The sequence below is a fragment of the Pseudarthrobacter equi genome (assembly GCF_900105535.1).
Classification (GTDB): domain Bacteria; phylum Actinomycetota; class Actinomycetes; order Actinomycetales; family Micrococcaceae; genus Arthrobacter; species Arthrobacter equi.
Window position 1 is genome coordinate 748,514 of the sequence record NZ_LT629779.1, and the last position, 15,839, is coordinate 764,352.

Here is a 15,839-nt window from a genome sequence, read left to right on the forward strand (position 1 = left end):
GCTACCCCCGCGAGTGCGTCCGCACGTCAGCGCTGACCGTTGCCTGGTGCCCCAGGTTCCTGGAGACGGCGCGGGCGGCGGCGCGGACCGCCGGCGCCAGCACGTTCGGTGGCGTGGAGCCGTCCGGAACCACGATGGACAGGGCCGCCACCACCGAATTCTGCGCATCGAAGATCGGCGAGGCCACGGACACGGTCATTGATGGGTGGCTGCGCCGGATCATGGCGATTCCGGTGCGGCGAACGTCGGAGAGGGTCCGCCGCAGCTGCCCCTCGGGCATCTCCGCCACACCCGGTTCCTTCTCCGGCGGTTTGGCCATGATGGCTTCCTGGAACTGCTGGTCCGCTCCCGCCAGCAGCACCAGCCCCACGGCGGTGGACCGCAGCGGCGCCCGGCCGCCCACCCGGTACGCCACCTCGGGGGCGTCCTTGGATGAGAGCCGTTCGATCAGCACCGCCTGTTCGTTGTCCCGCACGGCCAGCAGGACGTGGTGGCGCGTGACTTCGAAAAGGTCCTCGAGGTAAGGCAGCGCGATTTCTCGCACGCCGTGCCCGCGGGGAGACAGGGATGCCACCTCCCAGAGGCGGACCCCCACGACGTACCGGCCGTCGTCGAGCCTCTCCAGCGCACCCCAGGCCACCAGCCGGGAAATCAGGCGCAGCGCGGTGGGCGCGGGCATGTCCGCGTGGCGGGCGAGCTCCGAGAGGGTCAGCGCCCGGCGGCGGTCCGAGAAGACGGCCAGCAGGCTCAGCGCCCGGTCAATGACGGGTTCGCCCTGTTTGGGCCGCTTTCCGCGGGCAGGCGCGGCGGCGTTGGGGGTATCCGTGTCCGGAGTGAGGGTCATGGCAGTGGTTCCTAGCGCCGTTGGCAGAGCATACGGCCCACGGCGGCACCGTGAGCTGAACCACAATACTATTCCAACCATTGAAAGCCGCCTGTGAGGGTAAAGCCCAGCCAACGAAGCTTGAAGTCCCAGCACCACCACCTCCAGGAGTCCTGCCGCATGACCGCCCCCACCCGGCTCCGGGCCGAACACCTGAGCGAAGCCATGGGCCTGGCCGTCCGCGAGCCCCGCCTGGGCTGGACGCCGCCCGCCGGAACCATCCGGCAGGCCGCGTACCGGATCACAGCTTCGAACGGCTGGGACACCGGACGGATCGAGTCCGCGGAGTCCAGCGGCATCGCCTACAGCGGACCGGCCCTGGATTCCCGCAGCCGGTTCGAGTGGCAGGTGCGTACCTGGGACGTCACCGCCGGCGGCACGGAAACGCCCAGCGACTGGTCCCAGCCCATGATCGTGGAGCTGGGGTTCCTGCACCCTTCGGACTGGACGGCACAGTGGATCGGCGCCGACGAGTCCGCGATTCCGGGTCCGGGGGAGCGGCCCGGCTGCGCACTCACCAGGACCTTCGACCTGCCGGCAGCCCCGGACAAGGCCCGCGCCTACGCCACCGCCCACGGCATCTACGAACTCTTCATCAACGGTCAGCGCGTCGGCGACCAGCAGCTCACCCCCGGCTCCACCAGCTACAACACCACCCTCCAGGTCCAGGCCTATGACGTCACCGCCCTGCTCACTGCGGGCCGCAACACCCTCCGCGCCGTCGTCACCGACGGCTGGTACCGCGGCACCTTCGGGTACACGCGCGACGCCGACATGTACGGCACACACACGGCATTCCTTTGTCAGCTCGAGCTGGAGTCCGGGGCGGGACGGCAGGTCATCGGCACCGACGCGTCGTGGCTGGTGTCCGCCACGGAAGTCGTCAGCGCGGACCTCATGGCGGGGCAGCACGTTGATTTCCGAAGGGCCGACGGCGGTGAGTCACCCCGGGCAGGCGACCGCGGGGAAGCTGCGCGCGGACCAGGTCTTCGGCCAGCGCCGCCGCGGGCCGCCGTCGTGCGTTCCGGCAGCTTCGACGCACTCACCGGGCCCCTCGCCCCGCCCACCCGGGTGACGGCGGAGCTGGCGCCGGTGTCCATTACGCGGCTGCCCAACGGACACCAGGTGGTGGACTTCGACCAGAACATCCACGGCTGGATCCGCCTGGCTGCACTTGGTGCGGCGGGCGAAACCGTCACCCTGGAACACGGCGAGGCACTCGGTCCGGACGGTGACGTCACCCGGGACCACCTGCGCCCGCATGACTTCCGCACGCCCGGGGCTTTCCGGGACGCCGGGCAGGTGGACACCGTGACCGCCTCCGGCGCCGCCGGCGAAGTCTTCGAGCCCCGGCACACCACGCACGGGTTCCAGTACGCCTCGGTCCAGGGCCTCGCCGCGGACCTTCACCAGGAGGACATCACCGCCTGCCTGGTCCGGAGCGACCTGGAACGCATCGGCACGTTCCACTGCAGCGACGAACGGCTGAACAAGCTCCACGAGATTGTGGAGTGGAGCTTCCTGGGCAACTCCTGCGAGGTCCCCACCGACTGCCCGCAGCGCGAAAAGGCGGGCTGGACCGGGGACTGGCAGCTCTTTGTCCCCACAGCCGCGTACCTGTACGACGTCACCGGCTTCACCCGCAAATGGCTGCGGGACGTCCGCGCCGACCAGTGGGACAACGGCGTCATTGCCAACATCTCGCCGTCGCCCGGCCCTGCCGCCACCTCGGCCGAATTCATGGGCTTCACCAATGGTTCCTCCGGATGGGGCGACGCGATGGTCATGGTGCCCTGGGAGGCCTACCTGGCCACCGGGGACGCCTCGATCCTCGCTGAAAACTGGGCGGCCATGAAGCGGTGGCTGGGCTTCGTCCGGACCACCGCCGAAACCCAGCGGCACGCCACCCGCGCAGCGCAGGCGCCTGTCCCGGCCGCCCACGAGAAGTTCCTGTGGGACACCGGCTTCCACTTCGGCGAATGGATGGAACCGGGCGGCCCCGAGCCGGACCTCTTCGCTGCCCGCACCGCGGACAACGGCATCGTGGCCACCGCCTACTACCGGCACACCACGGACCTGATGGCCCGCATCGCCCGGGTGCTCGGGTTGGTGGAGGAAGCAGCCGGCCTCGCGGAGCTCTCGGACACCATCCGGGACGCCTGGGCCACGGAATACGTGGACGCCGCCGGCCGGGTCACCGTCGCCAGCCAGGCCAACTGCGTCCGGGCACTGGCGTTCGGACTGGTCAGCCCGGAGCACCGCCCAACCGTCACCGCACAGCTGGTGGAACTGATCCGCGACGCCGGCACCCACCTGGGCACCGGTTTCCTGGCTACCCCCTACCTGCTCCCGGTCCTGGCCGACAACAGCCACCTGGGCCTCGCCTATGAACTGCTGATGCAGGACACAGAGCCGTCCTGGCTGGCCATGGTGGACCGCGGCGCCACCACTGTCTGGGAACTGTGGGACGGCATCGATGCTGACGGCACGCCGCACCAGTCGCTGAACCACTACAGCAAGGGCGCGGTGGTCTCGTTCCTGCACCGCTACACCGCCGGGCTGCGGCAGGTGCCCGGCAGTGCCGGCTGGGACCGGGTCATCATTGAACCGCGCCCCGGCGCCGGCATCACATCCGCCGCCACCTCCCACCACGGGCCCCACGGCCAGATCACTGTGGCCTGGACCCTGTCAAAGGATGCTTCGGCGCCGGGCGGAATGACGGACGACGGCGTGCTGACGCTCACCGCGGACATCCCCTCCGGCACCACTGCTGAGGTGCTGCTGCCCGGGAAACCGGCCGCCGTCGTGGGACCCGGACACCATACTTTCCTCGCCGCCACCGGCGGGGACACCGCACACCCCGAGCTGATGAGGAGCACACTATGACAGTGGACTACGCTACCGACGTACTTGACCCTTCCCGCCCTGACGTCTCCGGCCCTGGCGTTTCCCGCCCTGACGTCTCCGGCCCTGACGCTTCCGGCCCTGACGCTTCCGGCGCTGACGTTTCCCGGCCGGGAAACAGGGACGTCCCGCCGTTCCCCGTGTACGACGCACCCGGTACACCGGAGGCCGTCTCGGACGCGTCGTCCGTGCACCGCGAGGTCACGTATGCGCGCGCCATCGGATTCCGCCCCCTCAAGATGGACATCTGGCTGCCACGCCGGGCGTCCGGCCCGACGCCGTTGGTGCTGTGGGTGCACGGCGGCGCCTTCCAGCTGGGGGACCGGCGTGAACTGCCGCCCACCTTCGCGCCGGATTCGGTCTTCAGGCTCTTGAACGAGGCCGGCATCGCCTGCGCCACCGCGGACTACCGGCACTCGCTGGAGGCGCCGTTCCCGGCCCAGCTCCACGACCTGAAGGCCGCGCTGCGCTACCTCCGTGAGTTTGCCGCCCCCCTGAACATTGATCCGGACAGGTTCGGCGCCTGGGGCGAATCCGCCGGCGGGCACCTTGTGGCGCTGCTTGGGCTCACCGGCAACCGCCCGGATCTGGACGGCGGCCTCGGCGCGCAGGGGCACGCCACCGGCGTCAGCGCCGTCGTCGACTTCTACGGGGTGTCCTCCCTGGCGGACATCCCGCCCATGCAGCTCCCGGAGAGCCTGTTCCCGCCCGCGCTCACCGCGGCAGTTCCGCCCGGCATGACGCTGCAGCCGGAATACATGCTGGTGGGCGGCTCGGACCGCCCGGACCTGCTGGCAGCGGCCAGCCCCGTCAGCTACGTGGCGGCCGGCGCCGCGCCTTTCCTGCTGGTCCACGGCGACAGCGACGGATTGGTTCCGCATTCCCAGGCCGACCTGCTGGCGGCCGCGCTCGCGGAGGCCGGCGTGGAACACGAGGTTGTCACCATCAAAGACGCCGACCACTGCTTTTTCGGCGCCGAAGACCAGATGGACTCCATCCTGGCCCTCGCCGTCGGCTACTTCTCCCGGAAGCTGGGAACACCATGACGCCACGCGAAACAGCCCAGCAATCAGCCAGCCAGCTGCCCGGAGCCCCGGCCGCCGGGTTTGCCGAATACCTTGCCTCGCCGGAAGGCCCCCGGTTCCTGAACCCCGACGCCGAACGGCAGCCGGGCCCCGACGTTCCCATCCGTACCGTGACAGCCGACGGACGGCACGGTCCCGTGGCCATCCGGATCTACGGCGAAGCCACCGGGACGGACACTCCGGCCCTGGTGTGGCTGCACGGCGGCGGCTTCGTCAGCGGCAGCGTGGACATCCCCGAATCGGACTACCTGGCCCGCGTGCTGGCGGACTTGGGGACACCGGTGCTGTCCGTGGACTACCGGCTGGCCCGCGACGGCGTGTCCTACCCCATCCCACACGATGACGCCCTGGCCGGCTGGTTCTGGGCCCGCGAGAACGCCGCCTCGCTGGGGCTGGACCCGGAGCTGCTGTGCCTGGGCGGCGCCGGCGCGGGCGGCAACCTGGCCGTTGGCGCCGCGCTCTACCTGATCGATGCCGGAAAGCCGCTGCCCGCCAAGCTCCTGCTGGCCTACCCCTTCCTGCACGCCGAACTCCCGCCGCCCGCCGCCGGGTTGGACGAGGACGTCATGGCGGGCCTGCCCCGGCACCTGCGGTTCACCCTGGAGGACTGCATCCGGACAGCGGAGAACTACGTGGGCGGCCCGGTCAGCATGGCGCCGTCCTACGCGATGCCCGGGTACGCGGACCCTGCAGGGCTCCCGCCAACGGCCCTTCTTGCCTGCGAGTACGACGACGCCCGCGGCTCCGCCGAGCTCTTTGCGGCCAGCCTGGAACAGGCCAAAGTCCCCGTGACCTACTTCCTCGCCGAGGGCGGCGTGCACGGGCACCTGAACCACACGGCCGGGCTGCCCGAAGGCCAGGCTGCGCTGGACTTCATGGCAGGCGAACTCCGGTCCGCGGGGGAGCGGTAGCCAGCCCCTGCCTGTCACCAGCACCCCGGCCATCCGTGGCTCCTTCGCCGCCGCCCTGGCGGGCTGGCTGGAATACGGCGGCGGCACCGGCTGCGGCGCCGGCGGGTCCTAGGAACCGCGGCCGCTCAAGGTGCGGCCCTGCCGTCGTCCGCCGGGCCGTTGCCCTGCCGGCCGGACAGGCCTAGCATGTGCGCACAATCCACTGCGAAAGTGGACGGTCCGCAGGGAAAGGGCGGGGCAAACCATGGATGAGACGGGCAGCAACGAGAAGGTGGTGCACCGGCTGATCCAGTGCATCAACGACCGGCATATTGAGGTCATGGACGAACTGTTCCATGAGGACGCGGTGATGCACTGGCCCCAGTCCGGCGAGTACGTCCGCGGCGCCGAAAACCGGCGGGGAATCTACAACGCTTTCCCGCAGCTGCCCACCATCACGCCCCGGCGGCTGACCAGCGGCGGCAACCTGGTGGTGGCCGAGGCATCCCTCGACTACGGCGGCCCCGTTTACGAAACGGTGTTCATCTTCGAGCTCCGCGACGGCCGGATCGCCACGGAAACGGCCTATTGGAGCGAAGCGTTTCCGGCTCCTGAATGGCGCTCGCAGTGGGTGGACATCGGCTAAAACGGCATGGCACGCCCGGGTTTACGGACGTGCCATGGGCCTGGGCGGTGCCTTAGCGGAGGGCGGCGCTTGTGCTTTCTACGGTGCTCTCTGCCCGGTGCCGGCCGCCGGATGGTTCGATGTCCTGGCCGATGCCCTGCCCGATTTCCCTGCCGATCCGCCGCAGCAGGGCGGCGGACAGTTCCGGATCGCGGGACGAATCCAGCTCCGTGTAGTCCGCCAGGGCGTAGACCCGGTCCAGCGGCAGGTCCGCCCAGCGCTCCCGCGGCAGCAGCGAGCGTCCGGTCACGGCGAGGACCGCGCGGTTTCCTGAGCGGCGGGCGACGGCGGCCGGCAGCTTCCCGGCCAGCGTCTGTTCGTCGATGCTGCCTTCGCCGGTGATGACCACGTCGCAGGGCTCCCGGCGTGTGTCGAAGTCCAGCAGGTCCAGGAAGAAATCCGCCCCGGAAACCTGGTGTGCCCCCAGTAGCATGCATGCGAAGCCGATGCCGCCGGCGCTTCCGGCACCCGGGTGGGCGGCCAGCTCCGCAGCGGTGCCGGTACCGGCCCGCGCCAGGGCCGCCACCAGATTTCCAAGGCCCCGGTCAAGGGCGGCGATGTCAGCAACCGTGGCGCCCTTTTGGGGTCCGAAGACGGCCGGAGCGCCGTCCGGCCCAGCCAGCGGGTTGGACACATCGCTTGCCACAATGAGCTCCGTGCCTGCCAGCTCCGGTATCGGCCGGACGTCCACGGAGCTGATCTCCCGCAGGTTCCGGCCCGTGCCTGCCAGGAAGAGGCCATGGCTGTCACGGAACGTGAACCCCAGTGCGGTCAGCATGCCCATGCCGCCGTCGGTGCTGGCGCTGCCACCCAGTGCCAGCACTATCCGGGCCGGATTAAGGCTGAGGGCCATCAGGATGGCCTCGCCGAAGCCGCGGCTGGAGGCATCCAAGGGTTCCAGTATCCCGTGGGGGAGCAGCCCCAGCCCGCAGGTGTTGGCCACCTCCACCACCGCCGTCACGCCGTCGAACGCGATGCTTGCCTGCACGGGCCGGCCGGTGGGCCCGGAGACCGTGCAGCTGCGCCTGGTAAAGCCGGCAGCGACGGCGGCGTCGACGCTGCCGTCGCCGCCGTCGGCCAGGGGGAGCAGCTCGCACCGGATTCCTGCGGACATTCCGGGCCCACCTGCCACGGAGCGGATGCCGTCAGCCAGGGCCTCCGCCACCTCTGCGGCGGTGAGGCTTCCCTTGAACTTGTCCGGGGCGATGAGTACGGTCTTCGCGGTGGCTGCAGTCATGGTCAGACAGTCTCTGAGTAGGCCGGGCGGCGGTCAGCGGACGCGTGCCCGGCGGAGGCGGCGGCTTCGTTGTGGGAAAGGACGACGCCGGTGGGTCCGGCGGGTGCCGGACCGCCGGCCCGTGCGTCCCCGGCGGATGCTGCGGCTGGCTGTGCTGCCGGCACCACTTCTGCTGCCGGTGCTGCCGGTACCGCTTGCATCGTGGCGGCCAGGGGCTCCACCGTTTCACCGGCGAAGACGCGGCGGGCGCGGTCCACGTCCAGCGTGCGGTCCCACCGGGCGATGAACAGCGTGGCCACGGCGTTGCCCGTGAAGTTCACGATGGCCCGGCATTCGGACATGAACTTGTCGATGCCGAAGATCAGCATGATGCCGGCGGCCGGGATGGTGCCGATGGTGGTCAGGGTGGCCGTGAGGGCGATGAACCCGCCGCCGGCCACGCCCGCCGCGCCCTTGGAGGTCAGCAGCATGACAGCGAGCAGGCCGAGCTGCTGGCCGATGCTCAGGTCCGTGTTGGTGGCCTGGGCGATGTAGAGGGCGGCCAGGGACAGGTAGATGGCCGCGCCGTCGAGGTTGAAGCTGTAGCCGGTGGGAACCACCAGGCCCACGGTCTCTTTCTTGACACCGGCGTGCTCGAGCTTGCGCATCAGACCCGGGAGGGCCGGTTCGGCGGTGGAGGTGCCCAGGATGAGCATGTACTCCTCCTTGAGGTGGCGGATCATCGTGAAGATGTTCAGTTTGAGGAACGCCATGACTGAGCCGAGGACCACCACGATGAACAGGATGGAGGTGACGTAGAACAGCGCGATCAGCCCGCCCATGCTGGTCAGCGATGAGACGCCGTACTTGCCCACGGCGTAGGCCATGGCACCGAAGGCGCCCAGCGGGGCGGCCTTCATGATGAAGCCGAGGATCTTGAACATCACGCCGGTGAGCCGCTGCACGCCGTCCAGGACGGGGGCGCCCACTTTGCCCATGGCGTTCAGGGCGATGCCGAAGACCACGGCGATGAAGATGATCTGCAGGATGTCGCCCTCAACGAAGGGCCCCGCGATGCTGCTGGGGATGATGTGGGTGATGAACTGCCACCATTCCTGGTGCTGGCCGGCGTCGATGAGCTTCGCGGCCGAGTCCGAGGTTTTGATGCTGCCGGCGTCTGCATTGACGCCGTCGCCCAGCCGGAAAATGTTGATGGCCACCAGTCCGAACACCATGGCCAGGATGGTGCCGACCTGGAAGTACGTCAGCGCCTTCAGCCCGGTCATGCCCACCTTTTTCAGGTCCGCGACGCTGGCGATGCCTCCCACGATGGTGAGGAACACGATGGGGCCGATGAGCATCTTCATCGAGTTCACGAATGTGGTGCCGATGGGTTCCATGGCGATGCCCGCGGACGGGGCCAGCCAGCCCACCAGGATGCCGACGACGATGGCGGTCAGTACCCAGAAGTACAGCTGTTTGTACCAGCGGGTTTTGGCTGGCGCTTGTTTTCCTGCGGCGGGGCCGCCGGCGGTTGTGATGTGGTCCATGATTCCTACCTCATTGTGGAATTTCTTTGGAGAACGCTGGGGGGATGAATGCGGGATAAGCGGCGCCCCGAGGGCCCCGACGCGAGCTTGCGGGCGTTGGGACGGGGCCTTCGGGGTACGACGGCGGCTGGCGGGCGGCCGTCGTACCCTCACCCTGGCGGGAGGTGCTAGACGGTGGCCTGGGCCAGTGTCAGGGCCTTGATGATGGCCTCGGTGACGTCCTCGGTGTTGGCGTCGCCGCCGACGTCGCGGGTCAGGTGTCCGCTGCCGGTGGCTGCTTCGATGGCGGCCTCAACCTTGCGGGCTTCCTCGTGCAGGCCGAAGTGGTCCAGCATGAGCGCTGCGCTGGCGATCGCACCAATCGGGTTGCTGATGCCCTTGCCGGCGATGTCCGGGGCGGAGCCGTGGACCGGTTCGAACATGGACGGGAAGCGGCGCTCCGGGTTCAGGTTGGCGCTGGCGGCCAGGCCCAGGCTGCCGGCCAGGGCGGAACCGAGGTCGGAGAGGATGTCGGCGTTCAGGTTGGACGCCACCACCACGGACAGGTCTTCCGGCTTGAGGATGAACTTGGCGCTCATCGCGTCCACCAGGACGCTTTCGGTGCGCACGTCCGGGTAGTCGAGTGCCACGCGGTTGAAGACTTCATCCCACAGGACCATGCCGTACTGCTGGGCGTTGGACTTGGTCACCGAGGACACCTTCTTCACGGTGCGGGTGCGGGCCAGGTCGAAAGCGAAGCGCATGATGCGCTCGCAGCCCTTCTCGGTGAACAGCGCGGTCTGCAGCGCCACCTCGTTGCCGGGGCCGCGGCCGCTGAGGTTGCGTCCGCCCAGGCCGGCGTACTCGCCTTCGCTGTTCTCACGGACCACCACCCAGTCGAGCTCAACGGTGTCGGCCTTGCGCAGCGGGGACTGCACCCCGGGGAGGAACTTCACCGGGCGGATGTTGGCCCACTGGTCGAAGTTCTGGGTGATGTTCAGGCGCAGGCCCCAGAGGCTGACGTGGTCCGGGACGTTTTCCCAGCCGACGGCGCCGAAGTAGATGGCGTCGAAGTCCTTGAGGGCTTCCAGGCCCTTGGGGTCCATCATCAGGCCGGTCTTGGCGTAGTACTCGGAGCCCCAGGGGAACTCGGTCCAGTCGAAAGCGAACTTGCCGTTGGAGCTACCGGCCAGGGCGTCCAGGACCCGGCGGCCGGCTGAAACGACCTCTTTGCCCACGCCGTCGGCGGGGATGGAAGCGATGCTGAAAGTCTGGGTGGTGCTCATTTTCTGTGTCTCCTCGTTGAGTGGTTCCAGTGCGGCGCTGTTATCGGCATCACACTGTTTCCTTCCTCTTCAAGTAGACGGGCGAGGGTCCCATAGCGTCCAAGACCAAGAATCGATCCGCTAGATAGGCAACGCCTATGTTTCCCCGGCAGCAACAGCAGCGGGCTTGGCCGTCACATGCTGTTCGGCGACTTTCAGGAACGCGCGGGCGGCGGGCGTGAGGCCTTCCTTCCGGCTGAGGATGGCGACCTCCAGCTGGGAGGCCGGCTCGATCAGCAGGGTGCGCAGCCCCGCTCTGTGCGCCGTGGGGGCCCACGACGACGGCATCACCGCGTGCCCCACACCCGCCAGTACCAGCGGGAGGATGGAGGTCCGGTGCGCCACCTCCACCACGATTTCGGCGTTGATTCCGGACGCCAGTGCCTCGTCCACCAGTCCGCGCATCAGCGAGCCGCGCTGGCTGGCGATCAGGCGGTGCCCGCCCAGGTCCTCCCGCTGGATGGCCTTCACGTTGCCGAACGCGTCCGCATGGGGATTGACGATCAGGATCAGCGGCTGCCGTTCCAGTTCCAGGACCTCGACGCCGGGAACGCGGATGGCCGTGGGGGAGCCGGCCAGGCCAATTTCCGTGCTGCCGCTGCGGACGGACTCCACCACTTCTTCCGGGGTGAAGGCGGCCGAGACGTTGAGGCGCACCGACGGGTAGGACAGGGTGAAATCGCTGATCATCGAGGTCAGCGGCTCGATCCCCGGCGACGGCATGGTGATGATGTCCAACCGGCCGCTCCGGATTCCCCGCAGCGACTGGACGGCCGATTGTGCGGCGTCGAGGTCCCGCATCACCACCCGCGCCGGGCCCACCAGCTCCTTGCCTGCATCGCTGAGGACCGCCCGCCGCCCGATGCGGTGGAACAGCGGCACTCCCAGTTCCTTCTCGAGGCCGGCGATGGTCTGGGACAGCGACGGCTGGGCAATGAGGAGGTGTTCCGCAGCGCGGTTGAATCCGCCGTGGTCAACCACAGCCAGGAAATACTTCAGCTTCCGGGTGTCCATGCGCGGCTCCTTGGGCGTAGGGCTCCAATAGCCTACGCCTATCAATGAGCCTTTATAGATTGGGGGCTTTCCTAAGCGCTGACCCCGTGGCGTCAGGCCGCTGTGACGGGGATCTTCCGGGTGTGGAGCACCTTCTGCGTGATCCAGTCCAGCAGGTCCACCGTCAGCGTGTAATTGCCGGGCGCCGGCGGGCGCAGCAGCATGTCGTACCGCTCGGCGGCACCGAAGTTGATGAGGCTGGTGCGCAGGGGCCCCGTCTCCGAAATGGGCCGCGCCGGCCCTGACGGGCTGGACGTATCGCGGAACGGCCTGCCGTCATGCGAGATCAGCTCGGCCATGGGCACACGTTCGTTGCCCGCGTTGGTGAAATACGCATTCACCGGGAAATAGTTGGCGTTGAGCAGCCGGAGCAGCGTGGGCTTGACGCTGCCGTTGGGTATGCGGGCACGGATGCGGCTGAGGATGGCTGGTCCTTCCTTCGTGGCTGTGGACGCGAGTTCACCGCCGAGCAGGTAGAAGTGCTTGGGCTGGAATCTGTCCAGGCCGGCATCGTCGCCGGAGAGCCCGGCGGCATGGTTGAGCTCATGCCAGCGCGGATCCACCGAATACGGAACCAGGATGGTTTCCGTCGCGGTGTCGTACTCCGGTCCGTCCACGAACGCCCGCCGCGCGCCCGCAGCCACCGGGTAGTCCGGGTGCGGTGCCGGATCAATGATCAGCGGACCGAACATGCCCATCTGCACGTGCAGGGGCGTGTTGACGTGGCAGTGGTAGAAGTATGTCCCGGACGCACCCACGTTCGGGTTCCCGGGCGAGCCCTTTTCGGGCCGCCACTGGTACGTGTAGGAGCCCGACACCTCAAAGGAGGTGTGGCCCACGCCGTCGTTCCGTGGATCCGGTTCCATGCCGTGCCAGTGGACGGTATGGACCCGCTTGCTGGGGTGAATGGTGCCGTGGAACAACTGTCCCTCGGTCAGCCGCACCAGGGGTGCCGGAAAGATGCGGCCCGATTTTTCCGTCTCGAACGTCCACATTTCGAATTCGCCGCCGTCGTCGAACTTCATCTTGCGGTTGAAGAACTTGAACTCGTGCGCAACGTCAGGCTTCTGGCGGAACTCCGTGGCCGGGCTGCCTTCATGCATCTGGTCCGAGCTGAAGTCCGCCTGGCTGCGGTACAGCGGGTGCCCTCCGGTGGCGTCCCCGGGCCCCGGAGCCGCGATGGTCCAATGGCCCACCAGCCCGCCGGGGTACATGCCGCCGCGCGCCACCTGCGAAGGTTCGGCGTGGCAGTGCATCGGGTAGAACCAGTCCGTCTTCCGCGCGTTCCACACCTGGTCGATCGCTTCCGGCGGCCGGCGCAGCGGCAGCATCGAGTCCTTCCGGTCCAGGGGATGCATCTCGATGACGTCTTCCCACTGCTGGAGCTCGATGTGGCCGTCGGCGTCGATACGGCCGCCGCTGCGCGGGAATGCCGTCCCGTTCCGCTGGACCGTCCAGAGGTGGTTGCCGTGGAAATGGAGCTGGTGGTGGACCACCCCGGCGTTGATGAAGCGCATCAGCTGCCCGGTACGGACCGTGCCCGGCGCCGCCGACAGGCTGAAGTTGCGGACGTCCACCTGGCGGGCGGAGCCGGACATCAGGGTGTCTTCCTCACGGGTCCGGTTGAGTGCTTCGTCGGTGGAGGCGGCGAGGGACTGGAAGCCGCTGCGCCCGTTGAGGGTGAAATAGCGCGGATAGGCAGGAGTTTTGTCCGGATCCACCGTTCCCTGGCGGGACGCAATGCCGGCCCACACAGGATCGACGTTGTGGAGCATCCACAGCCATTGGCGCTCAAACTCGTGCCCGCCCGGTCCAGGCAGCCACGGCGAGTCAGGGTTGACCACCAGCAGGGCGCCGAACAGGCCAAGGATCCGCTGGACGGGATCGGCTTCGGGATCGGCCGGGTCATCACCCGGATCGCAGTAGATGTACGTACCTTCCGCCGGCGCCTGAAAAGTCAGGGTGCCGCTCTGGCCGGGCCTGATGACGCCGGTGCCCTCGTGGCCGCCGCCCCCGCCGGCATTGAGGAACAGGAGTGAATGGTCCTGCGCGAGGTTGTTGGTCACCCGGATGCTGACGGTACTTCCGGTCTCGGCGATCAGCGTGCGGTCCGGAAAGAAGCTGGCCCAGTGCCCGCGCCGGACCAGGTACTCGCCGGGATTGAGGGGATCCTCGCCCGCAGGTGCGGGCCGCCCCAGTCCAGGCGCCGGAGCGTGAAGCGGATAGGTCCTGCTGGCAATCACGGTGCCGTCGCGCTGGAACACCCGCGGGCCGACCGCCAGGCTCGGATTGGGGTCTGCCACCGTGGTCTTGCGGTCCCCGAACCCGCGGTGATAAACAAGGGTCCCGTCCACCATGGGTAGGAAGCCTTCATTGATGTGGAGCTCCAGGGGGCTCATGACCGGACCCCCGTGACAGTCAGTTGCGGCAGTGCCAGCAGTTGCGAGGCGTCGTCATCCAGCCCCGAGTATTCGATCTGCATAGTGACGGCATCGTGCGGTGCAAGATAACTGATCCAGACCCGTTCCGTGGCGCCGGCGGCGATGGTGCCAGGCCCGTGGTCGGAGTCCTGCGGGGCCACCGTGATGCCTGACGGCAGCAGCCTGAGTCGCAACTGGCCCGGACTGAAGAGGACCGGCTCCGGCTGGTCATTGCGTAGCGCCACTTCAAGCACAACCACATCGCCCCAGGTGAAGTTGCCAGGCTGCGGCCAGTCGGAGTCCAGCAAGGGGTCACTGTCGTGGCCGGGGTCGTGGCCGGCGCTGCTGGGTTGCCGGCTCGAGGCCTGCCGTATTCCCTGGCGTCCGGCGGCTGCAGTGTGCAAGCCGTCCTTGACTTGGGATATTGCCGAGGCCAGCGGCCTGGCCGCAGGGTGTCCCTGGGCATCGAGCCTTGCCAGGCGGCCGGCGTCGACGATGGACAGGGCGCCAAAGGCCGTGGCGAGGCCGCTGCCGCCGCCGGGCGTGCTGCGCGAGACAACGCCGTAGGTTGCGCCGCCCAGCAGCAGCAGGGCGCCCCCGCCAACGACGAGTCCGAACTGCCGCCGGCTCAGGGGCAGGGCAGCAGCGGACGGTGGAGTGTGGCTCATGGTTCCTCCCCAATATGGTTTCTTACGGCAACAACCATGGTGGGCGGAGCGCCTAGGAGGGCCCTAGGGGAAAACTTGGGATGCCGTTCAGCATCCAGCGGCCGGTGTTACCGCGCCAAGTCACGGATTCGCCTGGGATCGCCGCGGGTGGCAGCATTGTTAGATGCTTGAGGCAACCAAACCGCAGAATTCCCCTGAGGGAGCACCCCTTAATCCGGCACTGGCAGCGGAAAGCAGGATTGCCCGCGTCGCCGTGACGGTCTTCCCGCTCCTCGTGGTGGCCGCAGGTATCGCTGGATACCTGCTTCCCGGGACCTTCAAGCCCATGGGGACCGCCGTGCCCTACCTGCTGGGCATCATCATGTTCTGCATGGGACTCACCCTGACCCCTCCCGACTTCGCCGCTGTGGCAAAGCGGCCCTGGGCCGTGGCGCTCGGCATTGTGGCGCACTACGTGATCATGCCCGGTGCCGGCTGGCTCATCGCCCAGGCACTGAACCTCGAGCCGGAGCTTGCCGTGGGCCTGATCCTGGTTGGCTGTGCCCCGTCCGGCACCGCGTCCAATGTCATGGCCTTCCTCGCCAAGGGTGATGTTGCCCTCTCCGTGGCGGTGGCCTCAGTGTCCACCCTGATCGCTCCCATCGTCACCCCGCTGCTCGTGCTGTTCCTGGCGGGCTCCTACCTGAACATCGATGCCGGCGGCATGGTTGTGGACATCCTCAACACTGTCCTCCTCCCGGTGGTCGCCGGGCTGCTGGCCCGGCTGTTCCTGAAGAAGCTCGTGGACAAGGTGCTGCCGGCACTGCCGTGGGCGTCCGCCGTCGTGATTTCCCTCATTGTGGCCATCGTGGTGGCCGGCAGCGCCAGCAAGATCGTGGCCGCCGGCGGCATCGTGTTCCTGGCCGTGGTCCTGCACAACGGGTTCGGCCTGGGGCTGGGCTACCTCGCCGGGAAACTGGGCCGGCTGGATGACAAGGCACGCCGCGCCCTGGCCTTCGAAGTCGGCATGCAGAACTCCGGACTGGCCGCCACATTGGCCACGGCACACTTCAGCCCGCTGGCCGCGCTGCCGTCCGCCGTTTTCTCGCTGTGGCACAATATTTCAGGCGCCATAGTGGCAGCTTGGCTGGCCCGCCGCCCCCTCCAGGACACCCCGGCACCGCAGTGACCCGGGAATAAAT

12 protein-coding genes are annotated in these 15,839 nt (G+C 68.4%); 5 read left to right on the forward strand and 7 right to left on the reverse strand.

Features of this window, described 5'->3' with window-relative positions; translation table 11 throughout:
- Position 1 precedes the first annotated feature (1 nt).
- Positions 2 to 844 carry an IclR family transcriptional regulator gene (locus BLT71_RS03405; protein WP_091717582.1) on the reverse strand — a complete coding sequence of 281 codons (843 nt, stop codon included), beginning with the start codon at positions 842 to 844 and terminating at the stop codon, positions 2 to 4.
- Between the two features lie 159 nt (positions 845 to 1,003).
- Here BLT71_RS03405 and BLT71_RS03410 point away from each other — a divergent pair, with 159 nt between their 5' ends.
- The 4 genes from BLT71_RS03410 to BLT71_RS03425 all read left to right on the forward strand — a co-directional run bounded on the left by BLT71_RS03410 (position 1,004) and on the right by BLT71_RS03425 (position 6,408).
- On the forward strand, positions 1,004 to 3,769 hold the full coding sequence (locus BLT71_RS03410; RefSeq protein WP_091717583.1) for an alpha-L-rhamnosidase: 2,766 nt from the start codon (positions 1,004 to 1,006) through the stop codon (positions 3,767 to 3,769).
- Positions 3,766 to 4,833: an alpha/beta hydrolase gene (locus BLT71_RS03415; RefSeq protein ID WP_091717585.1), complete on the forward strand. Its 1,068-nt coding sequence runs from the start codon at positions 3,766 to 3,768 to the stop codon at positions 4,831 to 4,833. The genes BLT71_RS03410 and BLT71_RS03415 overlap by 4 nt, the downstream gene beginning before the upstream one ends.
- Positions 4,830 to 5,783, forward strand: coding sequence for an alpha/beta hydrolase (locus BLT71_RS03420; RefSeq protein ID WP_091717587.1), 954 nt, complete (start codon positions 4,830 to 4,832; stop codon positions 5,781 to 5,783). Before BLT71_RS03415 ends, BLT71_RS03420 begins: the two co-directional genes overlap by 4 nt.
- A 244-nt stretch (positions 5,784 to 6,027) precedes the next feature.
- Complete coding sequence (locus tag BLT71_RS03425) at positions 6,028 to 6,408, forward strand: nuclear transport factor 2 family protein (RefSeq protein WP_091717589.1); 381 nt, start codon at positions 6,028 to 6,030, stop codon at positions 6,406 to 6,408.
- Between the two features lie 52 nt (positions 6,409 to 6,460).
- Here BLT71_RS03425 and BLT71_RS03430 read toward each other — a convergent pair whose 3' ends face one another.
- The 6 genes from BLT71_RS03430 to BLT71_RS03455 all read right to left on the reverse strand — a co-directional run bounded on the left by BLT71_RS03430 (position 6,461) and on the right by BLT71_RS03455 (position 14,658).
- Positions 6,461 to 7,684, reverse strand: a complete 1,224-nt coding sequence (locus tag BLT71_RS03430) for a glycerate kinase (RefSeq protein ID WP_091717591.1) — start codon at positions 7,682 to 7,684, stop codon at positions 6,461 to 6,463.
- A gap of 2 nt (positions 7,685 to 7,686) precedes the next feature.
- Positions 7,687 to 9,213 (reverse strand): C4-dicarboxylate transporter DctA, encoded by a 1,527-nt coding sequence (dctA, locus tag BLT71_RS03435; protein ID WP_091717592.1) that lies wholly within the window; start codon positions 9,211 to 9,213, stop codon positions 7,687 to 7,689.
- Positions 9,214 to 9,380: 167 nt separating this feature from the next.
- Complete coding sequence (locus BLT71_RS03440; protein WP_091717594.1) at positions 9,381 to 10,478, reverse strand: tartrate dehydrogenase; 1,098 nt, start codon at positions 10,476 to 10,478, stop codon at positions 9,381 to 9,383.
- Between the two features lie 135 nt (positions 10,479 to 10,613).
- Positions 10,614 to 11,531 (reverse strand): LysR family transcriptional regulator, encoded by a 918-nt coding sequence (locus BLT71_RS03445; RefSeq protein WP_091717596.1) that lies wholly within the window; start codon positions 11,529 to 11,531, stop codon positions 10,614 to 10,616.
- A 92-nt stretch (positions 11,532 to 11,623) separates the two neighbouring features.
- Entirely contained in the window at positions 11,624 to 13,969 is a 2,346-nt protein-coding gene (locus BLT71_RS20530; protein WP_091717598.1) for a multicopper oxidase domain-containing protein, read from the reverse strand.
- Positions 13,966 to 14,658, reverse strand: a complete 693-nt coding sequence (locus BLT71_RS03455; RefSeq protein ID WP_091717600.1) for a hypothetical protein — start codon at positions 14,656 to 14,658, stop codon at positions 13,966 to 13,968. The genes BLT71_RS20530 and BLT71_RS03455 overlap by 4 nt, the downstream gene beginning before the upstream one ends.
- A gap of 163 nt (positions 14,659 to 14,821) precedes the next feature.
- On the opposite strand from BLT71_RS03455, the gene BLT71_RS03460 reads away from it, so the two are divergent.
- Positions 14,822 to 15,826: a bile acid:sodium symporter family protein gene (locus BLT71_RS03460; RefSeq protein WP_091717602.1), complete on the forward strand. Its 1,005-nt coding sequence runs from the start codon at positions 14,822 to 14,824 to the stop codon at positions 15,824 to 15,826.
- Positions 15,827 to 15,839: the final 13 nt, after the last annotated feature.

What these genes read in the sequence shown, in the direction of transcription:
- BLT71_RS03405 (WP_091717582.1), bottom strand. Translation starts at nt 844, where the DNA reads ATGACCCTCACTCCGGACACGGATACCCCCAACGCCGCCGCGCCTGCC.
- BLT71_RS03425 (WP_091717589.1), top strand. Translation starts at nt 6,028, where the DNA reads ATGGATGAGACGGGCAGCAACGAGAAGGTGGTGCACCGGCTGATCCAG.
- BLT71_RS03430 (WP_091717591.1), bottom strand. Translation starts at nt 7,684, where the DNA reads ATGACTGCAGCCACCGCGAAGACCGTACTCATCGCCCCGGACAAGTTC.
- BLT71_RS03445 (WP_091717596.1), bottom strand. Translation starts at nt 11,531, where the DNA reads ATGGACACCCGGAAGCTGAAGTATTTCCTGGCTGTGGTTGACCACGGC.
- BLT71_RS03440 (WP_091717594.1), bottom strand. Translation starts at nt 10,478, where the DNA reads ATGAGCACCACCCAGACTTTCAGCATCGCTTCCATCCCCGCCGACGGC.
- BLT71_RS20530 (WP_091717598.1), bottom strand. Translation starts at nt 13,969, where the DNA reads ATGAGCCCCCTGGAGCTCCACATCAATGAAGGCTTCCTACCCATGGTG.
- BLT71_RS03410 (WP_091717583.1), top strand. Translation starts at nt 1,004, where the DNA reads ATGACCGCCCCCACCCGGCTCCGGGCCGAACACCTGAGCGAAGCCATG.
- BLT71_RS03455 (WP_091717600.1), bottom strand. Translation starts at nt 14,658, where the DNA reads ATGAGCCACACTCCACCGTCCGCTGCTGCCCTGCCCCTGAGCCGGCGG.
- BLT71_RS03460 (WP_091717602.1), top strand. Translation starts at nt 14,822, where the DNA reads ATGCTTGAGGCAACCAAACCGCAGAATTCCCCTGAGGGAGCACCCCTT.
- BLT71_RS03420 (WP_091717587.1), top strand. Translation starts at nt 4,830, where the DNA reads ATGACGCCACGCGAAACAGCCCAGCAATCAGCCAGCCAGCTGCCCGGA.
- BLT71_RS03415 (WP_091717585.1), top strand. Translation starts at nt 3,766, where the DNA reads ATGACAGTGGACTACGCTACCGACGTACTTGACCCTTCCCGCCCTGAC.
- dctA (WP_091717592.1), bottom strand. Translation starts at nt 9,213, where the DNA reads ATGGACCACATCACAACCGCCGGCGGCCCCGCCGCAGGAAAACAAGCG.